Consider the following 18,405-nt stretch of genomic DNA (forward strand, 5'->3'; position numbering starts at 1 on the left):
CAACTGGGCATGCGATCGGACGCGAACGGACCCATGGCCGCCCCGGAGTCCCGGGACGGCCGTGGTGGGGTGTCTCAGAGGTGGCTCAGAAGCTGGTCAAGGGCGCGGGGCGGGGCCTGCTCGTGGTGGCCGGTGGTGCGGCGGGCGTGGGCCCAGGCGGCCAGCGTGTCGTTGCGGATGTGGGACCACACCGGCAGGTGGGCCGCCAAGTCCAGGGCGGCGGCCGGGGTGTGACCGGCGTTGATGAGGCACAGCACCGCGTCGGCGACGTCGCACCACGCGGGCCCGCGGGCGGCGCTCGACCAGTCGGGGAGCCAGGCCCGACGGCCGTCGACCAGCAGCGCGCCCGGGGCGAGCGCGGTGTGCAGCAGCCACTCGCCCGCGAGCCAGCCCGTCCCGCCGAGCCAGCCCGTCCCGCCGAGCCCGCCCGGCGAGCCGGGCACGGCGCCGAGGCGGTCGGCCAGCAGCGGCAGCGCGTCGGGCCCGGTGCGCAGGGACGCCTGGTCCAACAGGGCGGCCACCAGCGGGAGATCGGGCGAGCCGGGGGAGAGGTCGGCGGTGCGCCCCGGCGCGTGGTCGTGCGCCAGGACGTGCCAGCCGCCGACGGTCCAGCGCCCCCGCATCCTGGGGGCGATGCCCGCGGTGCGGGCGGCGGCGTGGGCGCGCGCCTCGAACGCGGCGGCGCGCTCGCCGTCATCGAGCGGCGCGCCCTCCACGCACACGGTCCCCGCCGGGGACTCGAGCACCGCGGTCAGGGGCGAGGACCCGGCGGGCAGGAGCCTCGCGGCGGCGACGGGCCCGAGCACCGCCTCGACCTCGCGCCGCACGGCCCCAGGCAGCTCCTCCCATGTGACGCGCCGGGCGGCGAGGCGGTGCCGCGGGCGTTCACCGGGGATCACCGCCGTGCGCGGCGGGTTCCGGCTCGGGCTCCGGCTCGGGACAGGTGTGGATCTCGTCAGCCCAGTAGCGCGTCCTGCACCGATCGCAGTACCGCGGTCCGGCGACGGGCTTCTTGATGTGGTCCGGGGTGCCCGGGGGCCAGTTGATCGGCTCAGGCACCGCGTATCCCGTATAAGTCCCGTGGTTCCATCCGCAGTTCCATGCTGAATCCGTGTCTCGTCGGGCGGTCAGACCGGCAGGTGGACAGTGATGACGCTCAGTCAACCGTCGAATACCGGCCGGACGACAGGCTGTGCGGGGTCCAACCACCGGCCATTCAGCGGCCATTGGGGCCTTCGCGCATCTCGGGTTTTGCACGCCGGGTCCGGGGTGGGCACATCACGTCTACCGTGGGAGAACGACCAATCGGGGGACAGAAGGATGACCAGCACCGGCGAGGGAAACACCGAGCTGCGGGTGGCGCGCATCGAGCGTGGCTGGTACTCGCAGGAAGCGGCGGCCGAAGGGATCAGCAGGGCGGGACAAGTCGCTCTGCGTGACCCCCACTTCACGGTGTCGCCGCGCACCTACCGACGTTGGGAGTCCACCCGGCCCGGCTGGCCACGCGGTGACTACGCCACCGCGCTGCGCGCCGCGTTCGGCCGTGCGCCCGAACAGCTCGGGTTCACCCCGCCTCCCGGGCACCCCGCTCGACAGCAGCACATCCCGGAGCCTCCTGTGGATCGTCGCATGTTCCTGGCGACCGGCTCGGCCGCCGCACTCTCCTCGCTCGCCCCCGACGACCTCACCCCCCGCCACATCGACCCCGCGCTTGTCGACTACTTCTACCGGCAGCTCGACGGACACTACGCGGCCGACATGATGCTCGGCCCACGCGAGCTGATCCCCACGGTCACCGAGCAGTACCGGCTCATCAGCAGCCTCGCCAGGCGGGCGAACGGCGACACCCGCGACGGCCTCGTCCACGTCGGCGCCACCTATGCCGTGCTGGCCGGGTGGCTCCACCAGGACGCGGCCCTGTGGGCGGACGCGGCCTACTGGCACGGCATAGCCCAGACCGACGCCCTCATCTCGGGCGACCCCGACCTGGTCGCCTACACCATCTCCCACATGGCCCATCTGCGCGCCGACCTGGGCGACGGCCGCGCCGTGGTGGCGTTGTGCGAACGCGCCCTGGCCGACGAACGTCGGCTCTCCGACCGCATCAGGGCCAACCTCATGTATCAACAGGCCCATGGCGCAGCCCTGTTGGGCGACCGTCGCGCCGTCGACCGGCTGCTCGACCAGGCGTCGCGCGCGACCGAGCGCGTGGACCCGGCCATCCCCTGGGGCACCGCGGCCCGCCGCAACGCGCACTACACCGCCGTGCAACGGGCCACGTGCTACGGCCGCATGGGCCTCCACCGCGAGGCCCTGACGCTCTGGGACCACATCACCGCGACCATGCCCCCCACCGCGCGCCGCGACACGGGTGTCTACCTCGCGCGGCAGGCCAGTGCCCACGCGAGCACGGGCGAGCCCGAACGCGCCGTCGAGCTGGCCGCCGAGTCCGCGCGGATCGCGCACGACACCGCGTCGGGCCGCCACCGCGCCGAGCTTGACCGGCTGCGCGAGGCGATGATCCCGTGGCGCGACGACAGGCTCGGCCACCAACTCGACGCCGCGCTGACCACGGCGGCCTGAACGGCCGAGCGGCGGCTACGGTCTTGACGTCCTCCCGTTCGCCGTCGGCCGCCTGGCTGGCGCCCCGCTCCCGCAGGCGCCTCCTACACGCATCCGTATGAAGCGACGCACCCGGGACGCGGCGGGCCACGTAGGCCAGGCGCCGCAGGCGCCCCACCCCACGGGCTTTAGCGCAACGGCAGGAGCGAGTCCGTGAGTTCGCCCGACGGGCGGTAGACCACGCACATCACGTCCTGGTCGCCGAAGGCCCAGGTGGCGGCCGTCGGCAGCACGGGGTAGAAGTCGAGTCCCCTCGCCGCCTCGCCGGGCCAGAACGTCGTGAAGCCGCGTTCGCAGGTCTCCCAGGCGAACGCCGCGAGCCCGGCGCGGTCGAACGTGCCGTCAGGGGCGGTCACAAAGCCGTACACCTGGTTGTCGGCGCCGTCCGTGCACGGCGTATACAGCACCGTGACCTGGCCGAGCACGGCCGAGTGCTCGGGGTCCGTGAAGCACTCCCCGGCCTCAAGGTCGAACACCCCGCCCGTGTCCGCGCTGAGAAAGGCGTCGCCCTTGTCCGTCGGCGCCCGCCCCGGCGCCGCGTCGGCCGCGGGCAGCACGAGCAGGAGCAGCGCGCACAGCGCGAGCGCGGCGAGGGGCACCGTTCGCCTCGACGCCATCCGCATCCGCCTCCGTTCGCCCGTCGAACCCGTCGGTCCATGGCCGAAAAGCTATCGCCCGGCGACGTTGCCCCGACGAACAGTTGGCTAACGGCCTGCACCGGTCAGACGAACCGACACCTTCCGATCAGGGACTCTCCACGCGGAACGCGCCTCATGCGGAAGTGTTCACTGATCGGCTAACAAAGAGCGGCAAACCGTTCTCCCTGTCCTGGCTGAATCCATTCGCCTCCGGCGCCGGTGCCCGAGGACGACCGTGCTTCAACGCCCGTGAGGGGTTCTACGTCAAGTGAGCGCAATTTCCAGGGTCTGGGTCACCCGATCCACCCGCACGAAGGTCGCCGTGCTCGGCACGGCGACCCTGGTGGTCAGCGGCCTGCTGGCCACCCCCATCGCCTTCAGTGACTCGCCGACCGCACCGACCGAGTACCCGGCCGCCGACATCCACCGGCCGTCCCCGGTGCCCGACCGCATCATGCTGACGCCGACCACCACACCGGCGACCAGCCAGAACGTGACGTGGCGGGCGGACGCGCCCAACGGCTCCGCGCAGGCCCAGATCCTTGAGGCCCCGCGCGCCCTTGGCGACGTCCAGCCCGACGAGGGCGCCGTCTCCACCGTCATGGCGGGGGCGAGCACGCCGGTCAACACCGACCTCGGCTACGCCTCGACCTACCACACGGTCAGCTTCACGGACCTGGCGCCCGACACCCGTTACACCTACCGGGTAGGCGACGGCGTCAACTGGAGCGAGTGGGTGGACTTCACCACCGCGGCCGAGGGCCTCGAGCCCTTCTCCTTCATCTACTACGGCGACGCGCAGAACTACATCGACTCCGCCGTCCCGCGCGTCTTCCGCCAGGCGTTCGCCGAGCGCCCAGAGGCGCGGATGATCGTCAACGCCGGTGACCTCGTCAACTCGCCCAACTCCGAGGAGGAGTGGGGCCAGTGGCACCAGGCCGACGGCTTTGTCGACGCCCAGGTCAACAACATCTCCGTGCCGGGCAACCACGAGTACAGCAGCGGACAGCTGTCGCAGTTCTGGCGGCCGCAGTTCCCCTACCCGGACAACGGCCCGGGGAACGCCGAGACCCAGCAGACCGCTTACACCGTGGACTACCAGGGCGTCCGCTTCATCGGCCTCGACTCCAACCTCCAGAACAACACGGAGGTGATGGCCGCCCAGACCGAGTGGCTCGAGGGCCTGCTGCGGGACAACCCCAACAAGTGGACCGTGGTCACCTTCCACCACCCCGTCTACTCCACCACGGGCACGCGCAACAACCCCAACGTCCGCGCCCAGTGGGGCCCGCTGCTCGAGGAGTACGGCGTCGACCTGGTGCTCCAGGGCCACGACCACTCCTACGGCCGCGGCAACCGCACCGACGCCCGCGAGTCCGTCACCGTGCACAACGGCGTCACCTACGCCGTCTCCGTGTCCGGCGGCAAGATGTACGACCTCAACGGCGGCGAGAACTGGACCAGCAACGGCGCCGAGGTCCTCTCAAGCAGCCAGGACGCGCAGCTCTACCAGCTGATCGACGTCGACGAGGACACCATCCGCTACGAGGCGCGCTACGCCAACGGCGAGCACCACGACGGCTTCCTCATCCGCAAGAACGACGAGGGTGAGCGCACCGTCAACGAGATCCGCACGCCGGAGAACACCGTCGGCGAGCAGGTCACGGTCGACGACACGACCGTGCGCCGCGGCCAGACGCTCGAGGTGTCGGCGTTCGGCTACGACCCGGGCGAGCGCGTCACGGTCACCTACCGGCGCGAGGGAGACGAGGACGGCGGCTCGGTCGTCGGCGTCGTCAGGGCGGACGAGATCGGCCGTGTGAACGACAGCTTCCGCGTTCCGCCGTCGTCGCGCCCCGGCACGGCGTACGAGGTCTATCTGACCAGCGAGAACCAGCGGATCACCAGCCCGTCGCTCACCATCGAGAGGTAGTCAGCACCGGGGCGCGGTGCCGCGCGCGCTTCCCTCGCGCGGCACCGCGCCCGGTCGCACGACTCCGGGAGAACGCCACACCGTGACCATCCGTATCCGCGTGCGCGCCGTGTTCGCCGCCCGCGCCGCCGCCCTGGCCGCCGCCGTTCTGTGGACCGCCGCGGGACCGGCCCCCTCGGCCCAGGCGCACCCGTTCGGCCCCCCTTCCACCGCCACGATCAGCGCCGACGGCTCGCGCGCGACGATCACCTGGCGCGCCGCCGAGGACGACTGGGTGGTGCTCGGCCAGGCGGTCGGCGCGTTCGAGGACCCCGCACTCGACACGGTCTCGACCTCGCTGACGGGCGAGCAGAAGCTGCAACGCTCGCCCGATCTGCGGGACTATCTGCTCGACCGGATCTACATCACCCAGGACGGCACCAGGTGTGCGGGCGAGGTGGCGTCCCTCGAAGGGCTCCTCGCCAACGGCGCGCGGCTGAGCTACGCGTGCCCGCGCGACGTCGACCAGGTGGATGTGACGGTCGGGGCGCTCGCCGATCTCAACGAGGCGTATCGCACCGTGCTGTCCGCCGAGACGCCCGCGAACCCGAGCCGGACGATGCTCACCGCGACGGACAGCACGCGGCGCATCGACTTCTCCTGGTACGCCGGGATCCTGGGCAACACCGCGGCCCTCGGCGTCGCGGGGTTCGCCCTGGCCATCGTGGCCGGGGCCGTCGTCCTGCTGGTCGTCAGGCGCCGCCGCGCCGTGCGAGGGCGGGCGGCATGAACGAGATCAACGGGCCCGACGCCGAGCTGGTCGCCCTCTTCGACGGCAGGGCCGCGTTCTGGCTGGCCGCGGCCGTGGCGCTCGGCGTGGGCGCCGCGCACGCGGTGGCCCCTGGACACGGCAAGAGCATCACCGCGGCCTATCTGGTGGGCGTGCGGGGCCGTTACCGCGACGCCCTGCGGCTCGGCCTGATCGTCGCGACGATGCACACCGTGTCGGTGCTGCTGCTGGCCAGCGCGTGGGTGGGGGCGACGGGGGCGGGCGGCTTCGCGACCGAGACCGTCACCGCGTGGATGCAGGTCGCCGCGGGGCTCGTGGTCATCGCCGTCGGCGCCCACCTCGTGCACCGCCATGTGCGCGCCCGCGGCCACCACCGCAGCCACGCCCATGCGCACCACCACGGCCACCACCACGGCCACCACCACGACCACGGTCATGGCCACGGCCAGGGTCATGGGCACGACCACGGGCACGGGCACGGGCACAGCCATGACATCGTGGAGAACCCCTGGTCGCGCCGCGGCCTCACCGCGCTCGCGGTCTCCGGTGGCCTGCTCCCGTCCCCTTCGGCGTTCCTGGTGCTGGTGAGCGGCATGCTGACGGGCCGTTCCCTGAACGCCGTCATCCTGGTCCTGCTGTTCGGCCTCGGCATGGCCGTCACGCTGACCGGGGTCGGGGTGCTGACGGTGCGCGGCCGGAGCCTGCTCGCCGGGCGGGTGCGGAACGCGCGGCTGGCCGCGGCCGCCGCGGCCTGGGCCCCTGCGGTCGCGGGCGCGGCGGTCGCGGTCGGCGGCTGCCTCTACCTCGTCGCCGCGGTCACCACGCTCACCGCGTGAGGGACGTGGCCTCCCGCCACAGCGCGCGGGTCAGGTCGGCGGCTGACCCTCCGCGGGCGAGGCGGTGGCCCGTGCCCGCCCACAGGTGCATCGCCTCGGGGTCGCCGAGCCGCGCGGCGGCGGCCCGCAGGGGCGCGGTGAGGTGGTGCACCTCGGGGTAGGCGGCGGGCGCGTGGGCGTCGTGGCGGTCGATGAACGCGTTCCGCAGCCCGCGCGCCGGGCGCCCCGTGAACGCGCGGGTGACGGTGGTGGCGCCGAACTCCCGCAGCGCGCGCCGGTGCGTCTCGGTCGCGCCCGACTCGTCGGTGCGCAGATAGGCGGTGCCCAGCTGAACGGCGGCCGCGCCCGCCCGCAGCGCCGCGGCGATCCCCCGGCCGTCCGCGATGCCGCCCGCGGCGATGAGCGGCAGATCGGTCACCTCCCGCACGGCGGCGATGAGCGGGAGCAGCGGCAGGGTGCCTGGCTCGTCGTCCGCCCTGTGGGTGGCGCGGTGCCCACCGGCCTCGGGCCCCTGCACGGTGAGCGCGTCGAGGCCGAGCGCGGCGGCGGCGCGCGCCTCGTCGGGCGTGGTGACGGTGCCGATCTGCGCGCTGCCCGCGGCGCGCACGGCGTCGGCCTCCGCACGGGTGGGCAGCCCGAACGTGTAGGAGACGCAGGGCACGGGGTCGGCGATCAGCGCGACGAGCTTGGCGTCCCAGTCGTCGCGGTCGGGCGGGATCGCCGAGGGCAGCGTGACGTTCCACGCGTCGGCCTCGGGCAGCAGCCGGCTGCGGTAGGCGGCCACGGCGGCGAGGTCGGCGGGCGGGCCTGGGACGAAGAGGTTGACGCCGAACGGGCGGTCCGTCAGCTCCCTGGTTCGCGCGATCCGCTCGGCCATCGCGCCCGCCGTCCGGTACCCGGCGGCCAGGAACCCGAGCCCGCCCGCGCCGCTCACCGCCGCCACCAGCTGGGGCGTCGAGACGCCCCCCGCCATCGGCGCGGCGATCAGGGGCACCGCGGGGAGAAAGCTGGTCATGTCCGTGTCCTCTTCCTCCCCGTCGTACCGTTCGTCCCTACCCTACGACGGGGGCGTCACCGACCGTATCCACGGGCGCACGCCCCGTCCCGCTCACCAACGGCTCACGAACGGCGCGTTCGCTCCCCGCCGAGCAGCGCCGTGACGCGCAGGTCGCGCACGCGGGTGAGGTGGTCGGTGAGGCGGCCCCTGGCCAGCTCCTGGTCGCGCGCCGCGACGGCCGCCACGATCCCCTCGTGCTCGGCCAGGGTGACGGCCGCGAGGTCGGAGCGGCGCTGCCGGTAGGGGCCGTGCACGGTCATCTGGGCGTCGAGCCGGTAGAGGGTCTCGGCGATCGTGCTGTTGTACGCGGCCTGCCGCAGCGCGGCGTGGAAGTCGGTGTCGCAGCGCCAGAGTTGGTCGCCGTCCGTGGCACCGGCCGCCTCGGAGAGGATCTGCCGCAGCCTGGCCAGGTCGAGCGGCGTGTGCCGGATGGCGGCCACCGCGGCGGCGTGGCTCTCCAGCACGATCCGCGCCTCGTAGACGTCGAGGACTTCCTCGGGCGTGCGCTCCCTGACGCGGTACCCGCGCGGCGCCCTGCGCAGCAGCCCGTCCTGTTCGAGGCGGGCGAGCGCGTCGCGCACGGGGTGCGGGAGATGCCGTGGGCGGCGCTGAGCGCGGTCCCCTGAAGGAGCGTCCCCGGGGGGTAACGGCCCATCATCAGCTCGTGCGGCGGACCGGGGCGACACGGATCGGGGCGACACGGACCGGGGCGACACGGACCGGGGTGCGGCGCTTTCTCGCCCGTGGCTCGCTCGTGACTGGGGCCTCGCGGGCGCGCTCACCCTCGCCGCGCTGCTCGCGCTGGCCGTCGCAGGGCCGCTGCTCGCGCCCCACCCGCTCGACGAGCCCGTCGCGGCCGTCGGCCAACTCCCGGGCCCTGGGCTGTGGCTGGGCGCCGACCACCTGGGCCGCGACGTGTTCAGCCGGACATTGCGCGGCGGGCTGACCACGCTGGGCGTCAGCGTCGGCGGCACGCTCGCCCTCTATCTCGTCGGCGTGCCGCTCGGCGTCCTGGCCGGGTACCGGGGCGGCTGGGTGGACGCGGTGACGGTCCGCGCCGCGGACGTCCTGCTCGCGCTGCCGGGGCTGCTGCTCGCCCTGCTGCTCGTCCTGCTGCTCGTCGCGGGCCTCGGCGGCTCGGGCGGGGTCCTGCTGCTGTGTGTCGTGCTCACCCAACTCCCCGCGCTGACACGGCTGGTGCGCACCGCCACCCTGGAGGCCGGGAGCCGCGCCCATGTCGAGGCGGCCAGGGCCAGGGGGGAGTCGGCCGTGCGCGTCGTCAGGTTCGACATCCTGCCCACCATCCGCCCGGTGATCCCGGCCGACGCGGGGCTGCGCCTGCGCTCCCCCGTCATCGTCGTCGCCGGGCTCAACTTCCTCGGCCTCGGGCTGCAACCCCCCACCGCCGACTGGGGCCTGATGATCTCGGAGCACCGCGACATCATCGGCCTCAACCCCTGGGCGGCGCTGGCCCCCGGCGCCCTGCTCGCCCTGTTCACCGTCGCCGCCAACGCGGTGGGCGACGCGTCGGCGGCCACCGGAGCGGCCACCGGGACCCCGCCGAGGAACGCCGACCCGGCACACGCCGACCCGAGCGACGCCGACCCCAGAGAGGCACCCCGCCCATGAGCGCTCGCCAGCTCCACCTCATGCTGCTCCTACGGCCCGGCGGCTACCACCGCGCGGCCTGGCGCGCCCCCGGCAGCCCCGTGGACCGGGCCACCACCCTCGAGCCCTACCTCAAGCTGGCGCGCGCCGCCGAGGACACCAGGTTCGACGCGGTGTTCATGGCCGACGCCGTCTCCCTCTACGCCGACCCGTGGGACCACCTCGACCAGCCGCTCGAACCCCTCACGGTGCTCAGCGCGCTGGCCCCGCTCACCCGGGCCATCGGCCTGGTCGCCACCGTTTCCACCACCTACTACGAGCCCTGCAACCTCGCCAGGCTGCTCGCCTCCCTCGACCACCTCAGCGGCGGCCGCGCCGGGCGGAACGTCGTCACCACCGCAGGCCCGCGCTCGGCCGGGAACTTCGGCGCCGCGCCCCACCTCGACCACGCCGTGCGCTACCGCCGCGCCGCCGAGTTCGTCGCCGTGCTGCGCACCCTGTGGGACAGCTGGGACGACGACGCCGCGGTCGTCGACCGCGCCGCGGGCGAGCTGACCCGCGCCTCCCGCATCCACCCCGCCGACCACCCCGCCGACCACCACGGCGCGTTCTTCGACGTCACCGGCCCGCTCAACGTGCCAAGGCCCCCGCAGGGCCACCCCGCGCGGCCACGGCGGGCGGCGCGGGCGGCGTCACTCTGACCGAGGGCCGCTGGCAGTGGGGATCCGCCGCGCGCGACGCGGACTGGATCACCGTGGGCGCGCGCGACGACACCGGGCGCGAGCTGCTGCTGACCGTGGAGCGCGCGGCGTTCCGCGTGAACGACGACTGGCAGGCGATCGGCCTGCGCGCCACCGCGTCGGGAACGTTCCAGCTCGCCGAGCCCGTCCCCGTGCCCGCCGCCCGGTGCCGCCCCCTCGACGCCGCCCCCTCGACGCCGCCGCCGCCCCCGCCCCCGCCCACCAGCCGGGCCCGCTCGGCCGCTTCTCCGCCCCCGCCTACACCTCGGGCCTCTTCTGCGCCGTGGCCCTCGGCAACGCCAGGGGCGCGGTCGAGGAGTTCGAGGAACGCGCCCGCACCGCCCGCCGCCCGCCGACCGCGCCCGACCGGCTGCCCAGGCTGCGGGCCAAGGCCCCGCTGATCACCGTCTGGGGCGCCACCGCCCTGCTGCGCCACGTGCTCACCATCGAGCCCCCCGCCCCCGACCCGGCGCGCACCGTGCGGAACACCAGCGTGTGGCGCCGCCTCGGGGAGCGCTGGCTACTGGTGCACAACCACGAGGACGTCATCGCCACCCCCTGACCCCGCGGCGCCCCTCCCCGAGGCGATCAGGTCCCCTCGGACGGGCCGGGCAACGGCTGCTCCGTCCAGATGATCTTGCCGCCCTCGATGTACCGCGTGCCCCAGCCGCTCACCGCCTGGGCGACCAGGAACAGTCCGCGCCCCCCCTCGTCGTTGGCCTTGGCGCTGCGCAGGTGCGGCGCCGTCGTGCTGCCGTCCGCGACCTCGCACACCAGGGCCCGATCGCGCAGCAGCCGCACCCTGATGGGCCCCGAAGCGTGCCGGATGGCGTTGCTGAGCAGCTCGCTGACCACCAGCTCGGTCGTGAACGCCGCCTCGCCCAGGCCCCATTCGGCCAGGCAGCGCGTCACCGCGGCCCGCATGTCCGCGACGACGGCCGGATCCTTGGGCACGTCCCAGCTGGCGACGTTCTCCCCGCTCAGCTCGTTGGCGCGCGCGACGAGCAGCGCCACGTCGTCCGTCGGCCGCTCGGGCAGCACCTGGTCCATCACGATCCGGCAGGTCTCCTCGGGGGACGCCGACCCCGCCTGGCCGAGCGCCCGCTCCAGGCGCGCCAGCCCCACGTCCGGGTCCTGCTCGCGGGCCGCGATCAACCCATCGGTGTACAGCACGAGCCGGTCACCGCGGCGCAGCGGGATGTCCACCGCCTCGAAAGGGAAGCCGCCAAGGCCCAGCGGAGGCCCCGCGGGCACCTCAATGAACTCCACCCCGCCACCCACCCGGATCACCACGGGCGCCAGATGCCCCGCCCTGGCCAGCGAGCACCGCCCCGAGACCGGGTCGTGGATCGCGTACAGGCACGTCGCCCCCGCGATCCCGCCCCCCTGCGCCCCCAGGGCGGACTCCTGGTCCAGACGGCGGACCAGATCGTCGAGATTGGCGAGCAACTGGTCGGGCGGCAGGTCGAGGGAGGAGAGGTTGTGCACCGCGGTCCGCAGACGGCCCATGGTCGCCGAGGCGTCCAGGCCGTGCCCCACCACATCGCCCACCACCAGGGCCACCCGGGCGCTGGAGAGCGGGATGATGTCGAACCAGTCGCCCCCCGCCCCGCCCGCCCCCTCCGCCGCGGGCAGATAGCGATACGCCGCCTCCACCGCGCTCTGCTCGGGCACCGCGCTCGGCAGCAGGCTGCGCTGAAGGGCCAGCGCGGTGGCGTGCTCGCGCGAATAGCGGCGCCCGTTGTCGATCGAGACGGCCGCGTGCCCGGCCAGCTCCTGCGCGAGCGAGCGGTCCTCCGCGGCGAACGGCGGCCCGCTCGGCCCGCGCACCAGCGACAGCTGGCCAAGCAGCACCCCGCTCACCCGCAGCGGAACGCACAGCACCCGCCCCTCCGCGCCCTCGGTCGGCCCCGACGCCAGGGCGCGCCTGGCCGCCTCGTCGGGCGGCGGGGGCAGCTCGACATCCCGACCCTCGGCGGTGCTCCGCGCCACCCGCTCCATGCGGTCAGGCGCCTGGGCGGGCTCCTCGTCCGTCAGGACGGACTCCTGAAGATCCACCGCGACCGCGTCGGCCAGCCTCCCCACGGTGACCTCGACCAACTCCCGCGCCGTACGCCGCACATCCATGCTCGTGCCCATCGCCACACTGGCGTCGTACAGCAGCCTCAGACGATGCTGCGCCTCCTGCGCCACGCCCGCGAGCGCCCGCAGCTCCGTGGTGTCCCGGATCGTCACCACGGAGCCCAGGCGCTGGCCATGGCCCGTCGTGGGCCGCTGGTTGACCGCCAGCGGCCGTTCGCCCACCTCGATCACCTCGTCGGTCGCCTCACGCCCCGACGCCAGCAGCCCGGTGATCTCGGGGCCAAGACCCAGATCGGTGACATGCCGCCCCTCCGCCCCCTGGGCCAGGCCGAGCAGCCGCCGCGCCTCGTCGTTGGCCAGGACCAGCAAGCCGTCGCGGTCGGTCAGCAGAATGCCCTCCCTGACCGAGTGCAGCACCGCGTCGTGGTGCTCGTACAGCCGCGTGAGCTCCGCCGTGCCCAGGCCGTGCGTCTGGTGCCGCAGCCGCCTGCTCAGCAGCGCCACCGCCCCCGAGGCGGCCAGCAGCCCGAACGCCGTTATGGCGGCGATCAGGGGCAGCTCGCGGCTGACGTCGGTCCGCACGTTGGTGGTGGTGACACCGACGCTGACGATGCCCACCACCGAGCCGCCCGCGTCCTTGATGGGCGCGGCCGCGCGGATCGACGGCGCGTCGATCGACGCGCCCGGCACATGGTCGGTGAATGCCCTGCCCTTCGTGGCCGGGGACAGCGACTGGTCCACACGCTCGCCGATGAACTTCGGATCCGGGTGCGAGAAGCGGATGCCCTCGGGGTCGGTGACCACCACATAGTCGATCTGCACCTGCCGCCGCACCCGCTCGGCCAGCGGCTGGAGCACCTCGGGCGGATCGGCCGACTCAAGGCCGCGCAGGACGTCGGGCGACTGGGCGAACGTCACCGCCACGGCCTTCGCCCTGGCCCTGGCGTCCTCCTCGCTGTCGCGGTGCGAGTCGAGCACCAGTACCACCGCCATCGCGCCCATGAGCAGCAACAGCACCGCCAGCACCACGGCGAACGTCTGCGCCGCGACGCTGCGCGGGACCAGCCTGCCGAGCCACGCACGCGACGAGCCACGCCTGGGCACCTTGAACCAGGACGGGGCCCATTTCATGTGATCTGTATAACTTTGCCCTTCCGTCGCCGCAACCGAGGGGCCGCAACCGAGCCGCCGCAACCGAGGGGCCACCGGGCAGGGCCCCGCGCCGGGCTGTGCTCAGGGCTTGACGCCCGCGGCCGCCCACATCGCGACCTGGGCGTCGTACTCCTCGGAGTGCGCCCTGACATAGGCGGGATCGGGCCGCCAGCGGTGCGGCACCTCGATCCCCGGCGGCAGCAGTTCGAGACCATCGAAGAACGCGGCAAGATCCTCCCGCGAGCGGGCCTGCGCGCCGATCCCGCTGCCGCGGTAGATCTGCGCCACCCGCTCCATCACCGCGGGATCGAAGTCCCCCGTCCCATGGGTCAGGACGAGCGCCGATCCCGGGGCCAGCGCGTCGAGCAGCAGCCGCACCATCCCCAGGGCGCCCTGCTCGTCGGGCACGAAGTGCAGCAGCGCGATCAGCGAAAGCGCCACCGGCTCGCCGAGGTCGAGCGTCTGTGCCGCCCCCGCCAGGATCCGGTCGACATCCGTCGTCACATCCGCCTGGAGATACGCCGTCCGCCCCTCAGGCGTGCTGCGCATCAGCGCGTCCGCGTGCACTAGGACCAGCGGATCCTTGTCGACATAGACGACCCGCGCCGCGGGATCGACCTCCTGGGCGACCTGGTGGAGATTCGGCTCGGTCGGGATGCCCGTCCCGATGTCCAGGAACTGCCGTATCCCCCGCTCGCACAGCAGCCGCACGGCCCGGTGCATGAACGCCCGGTTCACCTGCGCGGCCTGCTGCGCGCCAGGCCACACCGCGAGCACCTGCTCACCCGCGTCCCGGTCCACCTGGTAGTTGGTCTTCCCCCCCAGATAGAAGTCGTACACGCGCGCGGGGTGGGCGGTGGTGAAGTGCGATTCGGGTAAGGCCATGGCTCCCCCTCCACGGTGATGGGACGCCCATGCTAGAGGTGCCCCCCGCGCCCGCGGCGCCCGGGTGGGTGAGGCGTTCGCCGTGCCGCGCCCGCCCGTTGAGGCCCTGCCGCAGGGTGGGAACGCAGGGCGCGGACACAGGGTGGAGATGCCCACCCGACCCCCGTCCCCCCGCGCCACAGCCCCGACGCCCCGGAGGAACGCCCATGGCCACCGATCCGCTCGCCCACCTGCTCAGGCAGCTCAGCCCGGAGAACCGCTGCTGGCTTGAGGACCAGCCCGACGACCGGCGCCGCGCCCTCGCCGAGGAGTGGCGGGGGCGCGAGGGGAAGGGCACGGCGTGGCTCGCCTCCACCGACCTCCTCCCCGACCTGGTGGACGAGGGCGCCGAGGCCAACGCCTTCATCGACGACGTCCGCGACGCCGACGGCTGGTGACCCGCCCCCCGACACCCCGCCTGCGCCCCGGCGCGCCCCGCCCGCCCCCTTCCCGTCCCTTCCCGGCCCCTCGCCCCCTTCCCGGCCCCTCGCCCCCTTCCCGGCCCTTCCCGCTCAGCCGCCGGGCGGGGGCAGCCGCAGCACGCTCCCCTCGCCGTTCGCCGACACCAGCGGCGCGCCGTCGGGAGCCAGGGCGAGCCCGGCGAACGGCCATGGCGGGGCCGGGAGCTGACGGCTCCCCTCGGGCCGGTCCCGCGGCTTCTGACCCACAGGGGCGACCGGCAGCCCCACGGCCTCGACCCGCCGCTCGCCCGTCGCGAGCGAGATCGCCGTCAGCCGCCCGTGCGCCACCTCCACCGTCAGCACCTCGTCGCCGCGCACGGCCAGCCCCTGCGGGGCGCCAAGACCGTTCGCCACCGTCACCGCGCCGCCGTCCTCGACCCGCAGCACCGCGCCCAGCCGGTCATCGCTCACCAGGCAACGCCCCCCGCCGTCGAACGCCACATCCACCGGGTGGCACAGCCCCTCCACCAGCACCGACACCGCGTCGTCAGCCCCGATCCGCACCACCCGCCCCGCGCCCGCCTCCGCCACCACCAGCGCGCCATCGGGCGCGACGGCGATCCCCAGGGGCGCGTTCAACCCGGTCGCGCGCACCCGCGTCGTGCCGCGCGCCGGGTCGTGATCGCGGACCTCGCCGACCTGCGACGTGAGACGCAGCAGCCCGCCCGCGCCCGTGGCGACCCCATGGACGAACGGGCGCAGCTCATGGGTGACGATCCCCTCGGGGCCCGGCTCGGCGACCCGGTAGTGATCGGCGGCGAGCACCCGGCCGCCGAGGTCCACGGTGATCTTGAACGGCCCGCCGAACCCCCGCGGCACCACCGTCCGCGTCCGCCCGTCCTCGCGCATCTCCGCGATGCCGCCGCTCGCGTAGCTGGAGACGAACATCCGGCTTTCGGCGTCGAACGCGGCGTTGTCGAGGCCCGCGATCCCGGTCGACACCACCGAGTGCCGCCCGGCGCCCGGATCGATCCGGGTGACAAGAACCGCGGGGCCACGGGACAGCACCAGCAGGATTCCGCCCCGATCGAGCCGCACCGCCACCGGCGCGTCCACCCCCTCAGCGACCAGCTAGGGAACGCCACCGTCAGGCGGGATGCGCCACACCTGATCGCCGATCATGTGCGGGTAGTAGAGGTGCCCGTCGGGGCCGAGCCGCATCGCGTTCCCCAGGGCGAGCCCACCCGTCAGCACCACGGGTCACCACCGCGGGGAAACGACTCGAGCAGACGCCCGTTCACCGTCATCTCGTTGACCAACAGCCGGTCACCCACGCACGCGATGCCATTCGGCGCCGTCAACCCCACGGCGCCACACCCGGCCAGGGGCGAGGTCGGTGACATACATCGCGCCGTCCGCGCCGAAGGCAAGGTCGTCGGGCGCCAGCACCGGCCGCCGCTCGGCACCACCACCTCGACATCCCCCGAGGCCGGATCCACCGCGCTGATCGCCCCGCCAGGAACTCCGCGACATACAGCAGCCCATCGGGCCCGAACGCCACACCGTTCGAACCACTCAGCGCACCGGGGGAGTTGAGTCGCCGCCGCCCGCTCAAGAGACCAGCACGTCGTCGAGGCCACCGCCCGCGCGCCAGCGGCGCAGCAGCGCGTGGAACGCTATCGGCCCGTCGCCGAACGACTGCGGGCGCTCGCGCGGCAGCTGCTGCGCATGCTCGCCGACGAGCCAGGGCTGCGGGCCGTCTGGCTGCGCGTGCACCACGACGCCGAGCCGGTGCTCAGCCGGATCATCGCCGAACGCACCGGCGCCGACCCGGACGACCCACTGCCGCGGATCAAGGCCGTCATGCTCAACGGCGCCCTGCGCGTGGCCGCCGAGGCGTGGGCCGGGCTCTCGTCGGACGAGAACGACAGGGCGCGCGCCGCCGCCCTGCGCGCCGCGGTCCTCAGGGCGACGGCGGACCTGGGCGTGTGACGGGCTCGGGGCCCGCGCCGTCGAGCAGCCCGAGCAGCACCGCCGCCTCCGCGCGGAGCCGTGCGGCGCGCGCGGCGTGCTCGGCGTGCCCCGTCAACTCGGCCGCGGCGTCGAGCCGTTCGGCCGCCTCGGCCCGCACGATGTCCGCCACGTCGCCCTCGCCCAGCTCGCGCCGCGCGGCCTCGGTGGCGCCGACCCTGACGGGCGCCTGCTCGATGGCCCCGCTCACCTGCCCCGCCGCGTCGAGCGGCACCGCCTCGGCGTTCTCCACCGCGGCGAGCGTGGCTCGGAGAGCGCTCACCGCCGCCTTGTCACGGGCCCGCATGGCCTCCGGCAGGGCGGCTCGCATCCGTATGCGCAGGGACATGACGGCGACCCTACGACCGCACAAGCAGGACCGACAAGCGGCGGGGCGCGAGGCGGGGGAGAGCGCTCTCCCGATCGGCTGGCCATCGCCGCCTCGACCGGCCCCGATGGCAAGGTGCATGCCGCCCTCACCGGCCGAGGGGAGAGCGCTCCACCGGGGAGAGCGCTCAACGCGGTGGAGCGCCCTCCCCGGTGGAGCGCTCTCCTGACCGGCGGGTGGGGTCGCCGACGCGGTGGATGACCGGGGGAGAGCGCTCTCCCCCGCGGGTGGTCGGTCGAGGGGGCGCCCTCCAACGCCAGACTTGTGCTGATCATCGGAGAGCGCTCTCCCTTCCTAGTTGAGAGACGGAGAGCGCTCTACCGGCCCCGGGCGGGCATGAGCACGCCGTGCCCGCATCGTCGGCTCGCCCCGGGCGCGGCGCCGAAGTCCTGGCCGCGGCACAGGACTTGCGGGTCACCCCCGTGGAGCGGTCAGTTCTTCCTGGCGTCCCAAGGCGTGCCCGCCCAGCCGTCGAAGGCGCGCAGCAGGGCCACCAGGGCGGCCGCCAGGCGCCAGTCCGTCTCGGGCGCGTGCAGGATCAGCCGGTTGCCCCTGGACCTGAACTCCAGCCTGGCCCGTCTGCCCGCGCGCCAGATGATGCGCCGGGGTGCGCGCGCGACCTCACCACCGCCGTTCTCGAACATGCCGAGCAGGAGGAGCGGCACCTGCACCGGCCACAACGGCCACCACACGCACCACCAGAGGATCCGCCCCTTGAAGCCCACCGCCTCGGGGCCGCCGACCGGCGTCACCGTCCAGCGGGTGCGCAGGCCCCTGCCGCGCAGCGCCTTCTCGCGCTTGAACGTGCCGATCAACTCGCCCTGCGGGCCCAGCACCTGGAAGGTCGCGACGCCGCGCGCGGCCGAGGTGGTCACCAGGGTCGCCACCCGCTCCCCGCGGTGCTCGTCGGCCCACAGGACGAAGGAACGGACCCCATCACGACGGGCGGCCAGGTACGCGGGCACGCCGCCCTGCGGCAGCTCGCGCTCCGGGTAGGCGACCGCCCGGGCGGGACCCGATCCATCGGAGAGCTCGACCGAGATCCTGACCGGCCCGTCCGGATCCGGATGGCGGAGTTCCGGACGGGCCCTCACGGTCAGTTTCCTGCTCACCCGATGCGCTCCTCATGTGCGAGGAAGCCCTCGTGACGGCGTCCCGGGCGACTCCCGGGCGGGATCCTACGCGCGGCACCGGGGCCACAACAGCCCCTACCGTTACCGTCCCACCCCTTACGAGGGAACGCCC

The 18,405-nt window shown here is 74.2% G+C and carries 17 protein-coding genes and 1 pseudogene; 9 read left to right on the forward strand and 9 right to left on the reverse strand.

What is annotated here, in order from left to right:
* Positions 1-74: 74 nt before the first annotated feature.
* On the reverse strand, positions 75-827 hold the full coding sequence (locus DEH69_RS00255) for a hypothetical protein (protein WP_147255310.1): 753 nt from the start codon (positions 825-827) through the stop codon (positions 75-77).
* A 493-nt stretch (positions 828-1,320) separates the two neighbouring features.
* Here DEH69_RS00255 and DEH69_RS00260 point away from each other — a divergent pair, with 493 nt between their 5' ends.
* Entirely contained in the window at positions 1,321-2,583 is a 1,263-nt protein-coding gene (locus DEH69_RS00260; protein ID WP_258534334.1) for a Twin-arginine translocation pathway signal, read from the forward strand.
* 167 nt (positions 2,584-2,750) lie between these two features.
* Here DEH69_RS00260 and DEH69_RS00265 read toward each other — a convergent pair whose 3' ends face one another.
* Positions 2,751-3,239: a hypothetical protein gene (locus DEH69_RS00265; protein ID WP_147255312.1), complete on the reverse strand. Its 489-nt coding sequence runs from the start codon at positions 3,237-3,239 to the stop codon at positions 2,751-2,753.
* A 289-nt stretch (positions 3,240-3,528) separates the two neighbouring features.
* Between DEH69_RS00265 and DEH69_RS00270 the strand changes: the two genes are divergently transcribed.
* The 3 genes from DEH69_RS00270 (at position 3,529) to DEH69_RS00280 (ending at position 6,798) form a co-directional block, all read left to right on the forward strand.
* The gene (locus tag DEH69_RS00270) at positions 3,529-5,193 is read left to right on the forward strand and encodes a metallophosphoesterase family protein (RefSeq protein ID WP_258534335.1); all 1,665 of its coding nucleotides are present in this window, start codon (positions 3,529-3,531) and stop codon (positions 5,191-5,193) included.
* Between the two features lie 82 nt (positions 5,194-5,275).
* Positions 5,276-5,962: a hypothetical protein gene (locus DEH69_RS00275; RefSeq protein ID WP_113684802.1), complete on the forward strand. Its 687-nt coding sequence runs from the start codon at positions 5,276-5,278 to the stop codon at positions 5,960-5,962.
* Complete coding sequence (locus tag DEH69_RS00280) at positions 5,959-6,798, forward strand: hypothetical protein (protein WP_113684803.1); 840 nt, start codon at positions 5,959-5,961, stop codon at positions 6,796-6,798. Before DEH69_RS00275 ends, DEH69_RS00280 begins: the two co-directional genes overlap by 4 nt.
* Here DEH69_RS00280 and DEH69_RS00285 read toward each other — a convergent pair.
* Positions 6,788-7,813: a nitronate monooxygenase gene (locus DEH69_RS00285; protein ID WP_113684804.1), complete on the reverse strand. Its 1,026-nt coding sequence runs from the start codon at positions 7,811-7,813 to the stop codon at positions 6,788-6,790. The genes DEH69_RS00280 and DEH69_RS00285 overlap by 11 nt on opposite strands.
* A 104-nt stretch (positions 7,814-7,917) precedes the next feature.
* Complete coding sequence (locus DEH69_RS31155) at positions 7,918-8,436, reverse strand: GntR family transcriptional regulator (RefSeq protein ID WP_181727182.1); 519 nt, start codon at positions 8,434-8,436, stop codon at positions 7,918-7,920.
* 334 nt (positions 8,437-8,770) lie between these two features.
* Here DEH69_RS31155 and DEH69_RS00295 point away from each other — a divergent pair, with 334 nt between their 5' ends.
* The 3 genes from DEH69_RS00295 to DEH69_RS00305 all read left to right on the forward strand — a co-directional run bounded on the left by DEH69_RS00295 (position 8,771) and on the right by DEH69_RS00305 (position 10,765).
* Positions 8,771-9,484: an ABC transporter permease gene (locus DEH69_RS00295; protein ID WP_181727183.1), complete on the forward strand. Its 714-nt coding sequence runs from the start codon at positions 8,771-8,773 to the stop codon at positions 9,482-9,484.
* Positions 9,481-10,164, forward strand: coding sequence for an LLM class flavin-dependent oxidoreductase (locus DEH69_RS00300; protein WP_113684806.1), 684 nt, complete (start codon positions 9,481-9,483; stop codon positions 10,162-10,164). Before DEH69_RS00295 ends, DEH69_RS00300 begins: the two co-directional genes overlap by 4 nt.
* 205 nt (positions 10,165-10,369) lie before the next feature.
* Entirely contained in the window at positions 10,370-10,765 is a 396-nt protein-coding gene (locus DEH69_RS00305) for a hypothetical protein (protein ID WP_113684807.1), read from the forward strand.
* Positions 10,766-10,791: 26 nt separating this feature from the next.
* On the opposite strand, the gene DEH69_RS00310 is transcribed toward DEH69_RS00305, so the two are convergent.
* Positions 10,792-13,416: a SpoIIE family protein phosphatase gene (locus tag DEH69_RS00310; RefSeq protein ID WP_113684808.1), complete on the reverse strand. Its 2,625-nt coding sequence runs from the start codon at positions 13,414-13,416 to the stop codon at positions 10,792-10,794.
* Between the two features lie 102 nt (positions 13,417-13,518).
* Positions 13,519-14,322, reverse strand: a complete 804-nt coding sequence (locus DEH69_RS00315; RefSeq protein WP_113684809.1) for an SAM-dependent methyltransferase — start codon at positions 14,320-14,322, stop codon at positions 13,519-13,521.
* A 206-nt stretch (positions 14,323-14,528) separates the two neighbouring features.
* Here DEH69_RS00315 and DEH69_RS00320 point away from each other — a divergent pair, with 206 nt between their 5' ends.
* Positions 14,529-14,759, forward strand: a complete 231-nt coding sequence (locus tag DEH69_RS00320) for a hypothetical protein (RefSeq protein WP_113684810.1) — start codon at positions 14,529-14,531, stop codon at positions 14,757-14,759.
* A 114-nt stretch (positions 14,760-14,873) separates the two neighbouring features.
* On the opposite strand, the pseudogene DEH69_RS00325 reads toward DEH69_RS00320, so the two are convergent.
* Positions 14,874-16,377 (reverse strand): annotated as a pseudogene (locus tag DEH69_RS00325) (hypothetical protein).
* A gap of 113 nt (positions 16,378-16,490) precedes the next feature.
* Between DEH69_RS00325 and DEH69_RS00330 the strand changes: the two are divergent.
* A complete protein-coding gene (locus tag DEH69_RS00330) occupies positions 16,491-16,754 on the forward strand; it encodes a hypothetical protein (protein ID WP_258534336.1) in 264 nt (87 codons plus the stop codon).
* Here DEH69_RS00330 and DEH69_RS00335 read toward each other — a convergent pair.
* Complete coding sequence (locus tag DEH69_RS00335; RefSeq protein WP_113684844.1) at positions 16,726-17,079, reverse strand: hypothetical protein; 354 nt, start codon at positions 17,077-17,079, stop codon at positions 16,726-16,728. The two genes, DEH69_RS00330 and DEH69_RS00335, sit on opposite strands and share 29 nt — an antisense overlap.
* A gap of 512 nt (positions 17,080-17,591) precedes the next feature.
* Positions 17,592-18,272 carry a hypothetical protein gene (locus tag DEH69_RS00340; protein WP_258534337.1) on the reverse strand — a complete coding sequence of 227 codons (681 nt, stop codon included), beginning with the start codon at positions 18,270-18,272 and terminating at the stop codon, positions 17,592-17,594.
* Positions 18,273-18,405: the final 133 nt, after the last annotated feature.

The sequence above is a fragment of the Streptomyces sp. PT12 genome (assembly GCF_003311645.1).
Classification (GTDB): domain Bacteria; phylum Actinomycetota; class Actinomycetes; order Streptomycetales; family Streptomycetaceae; genus Streptomyces.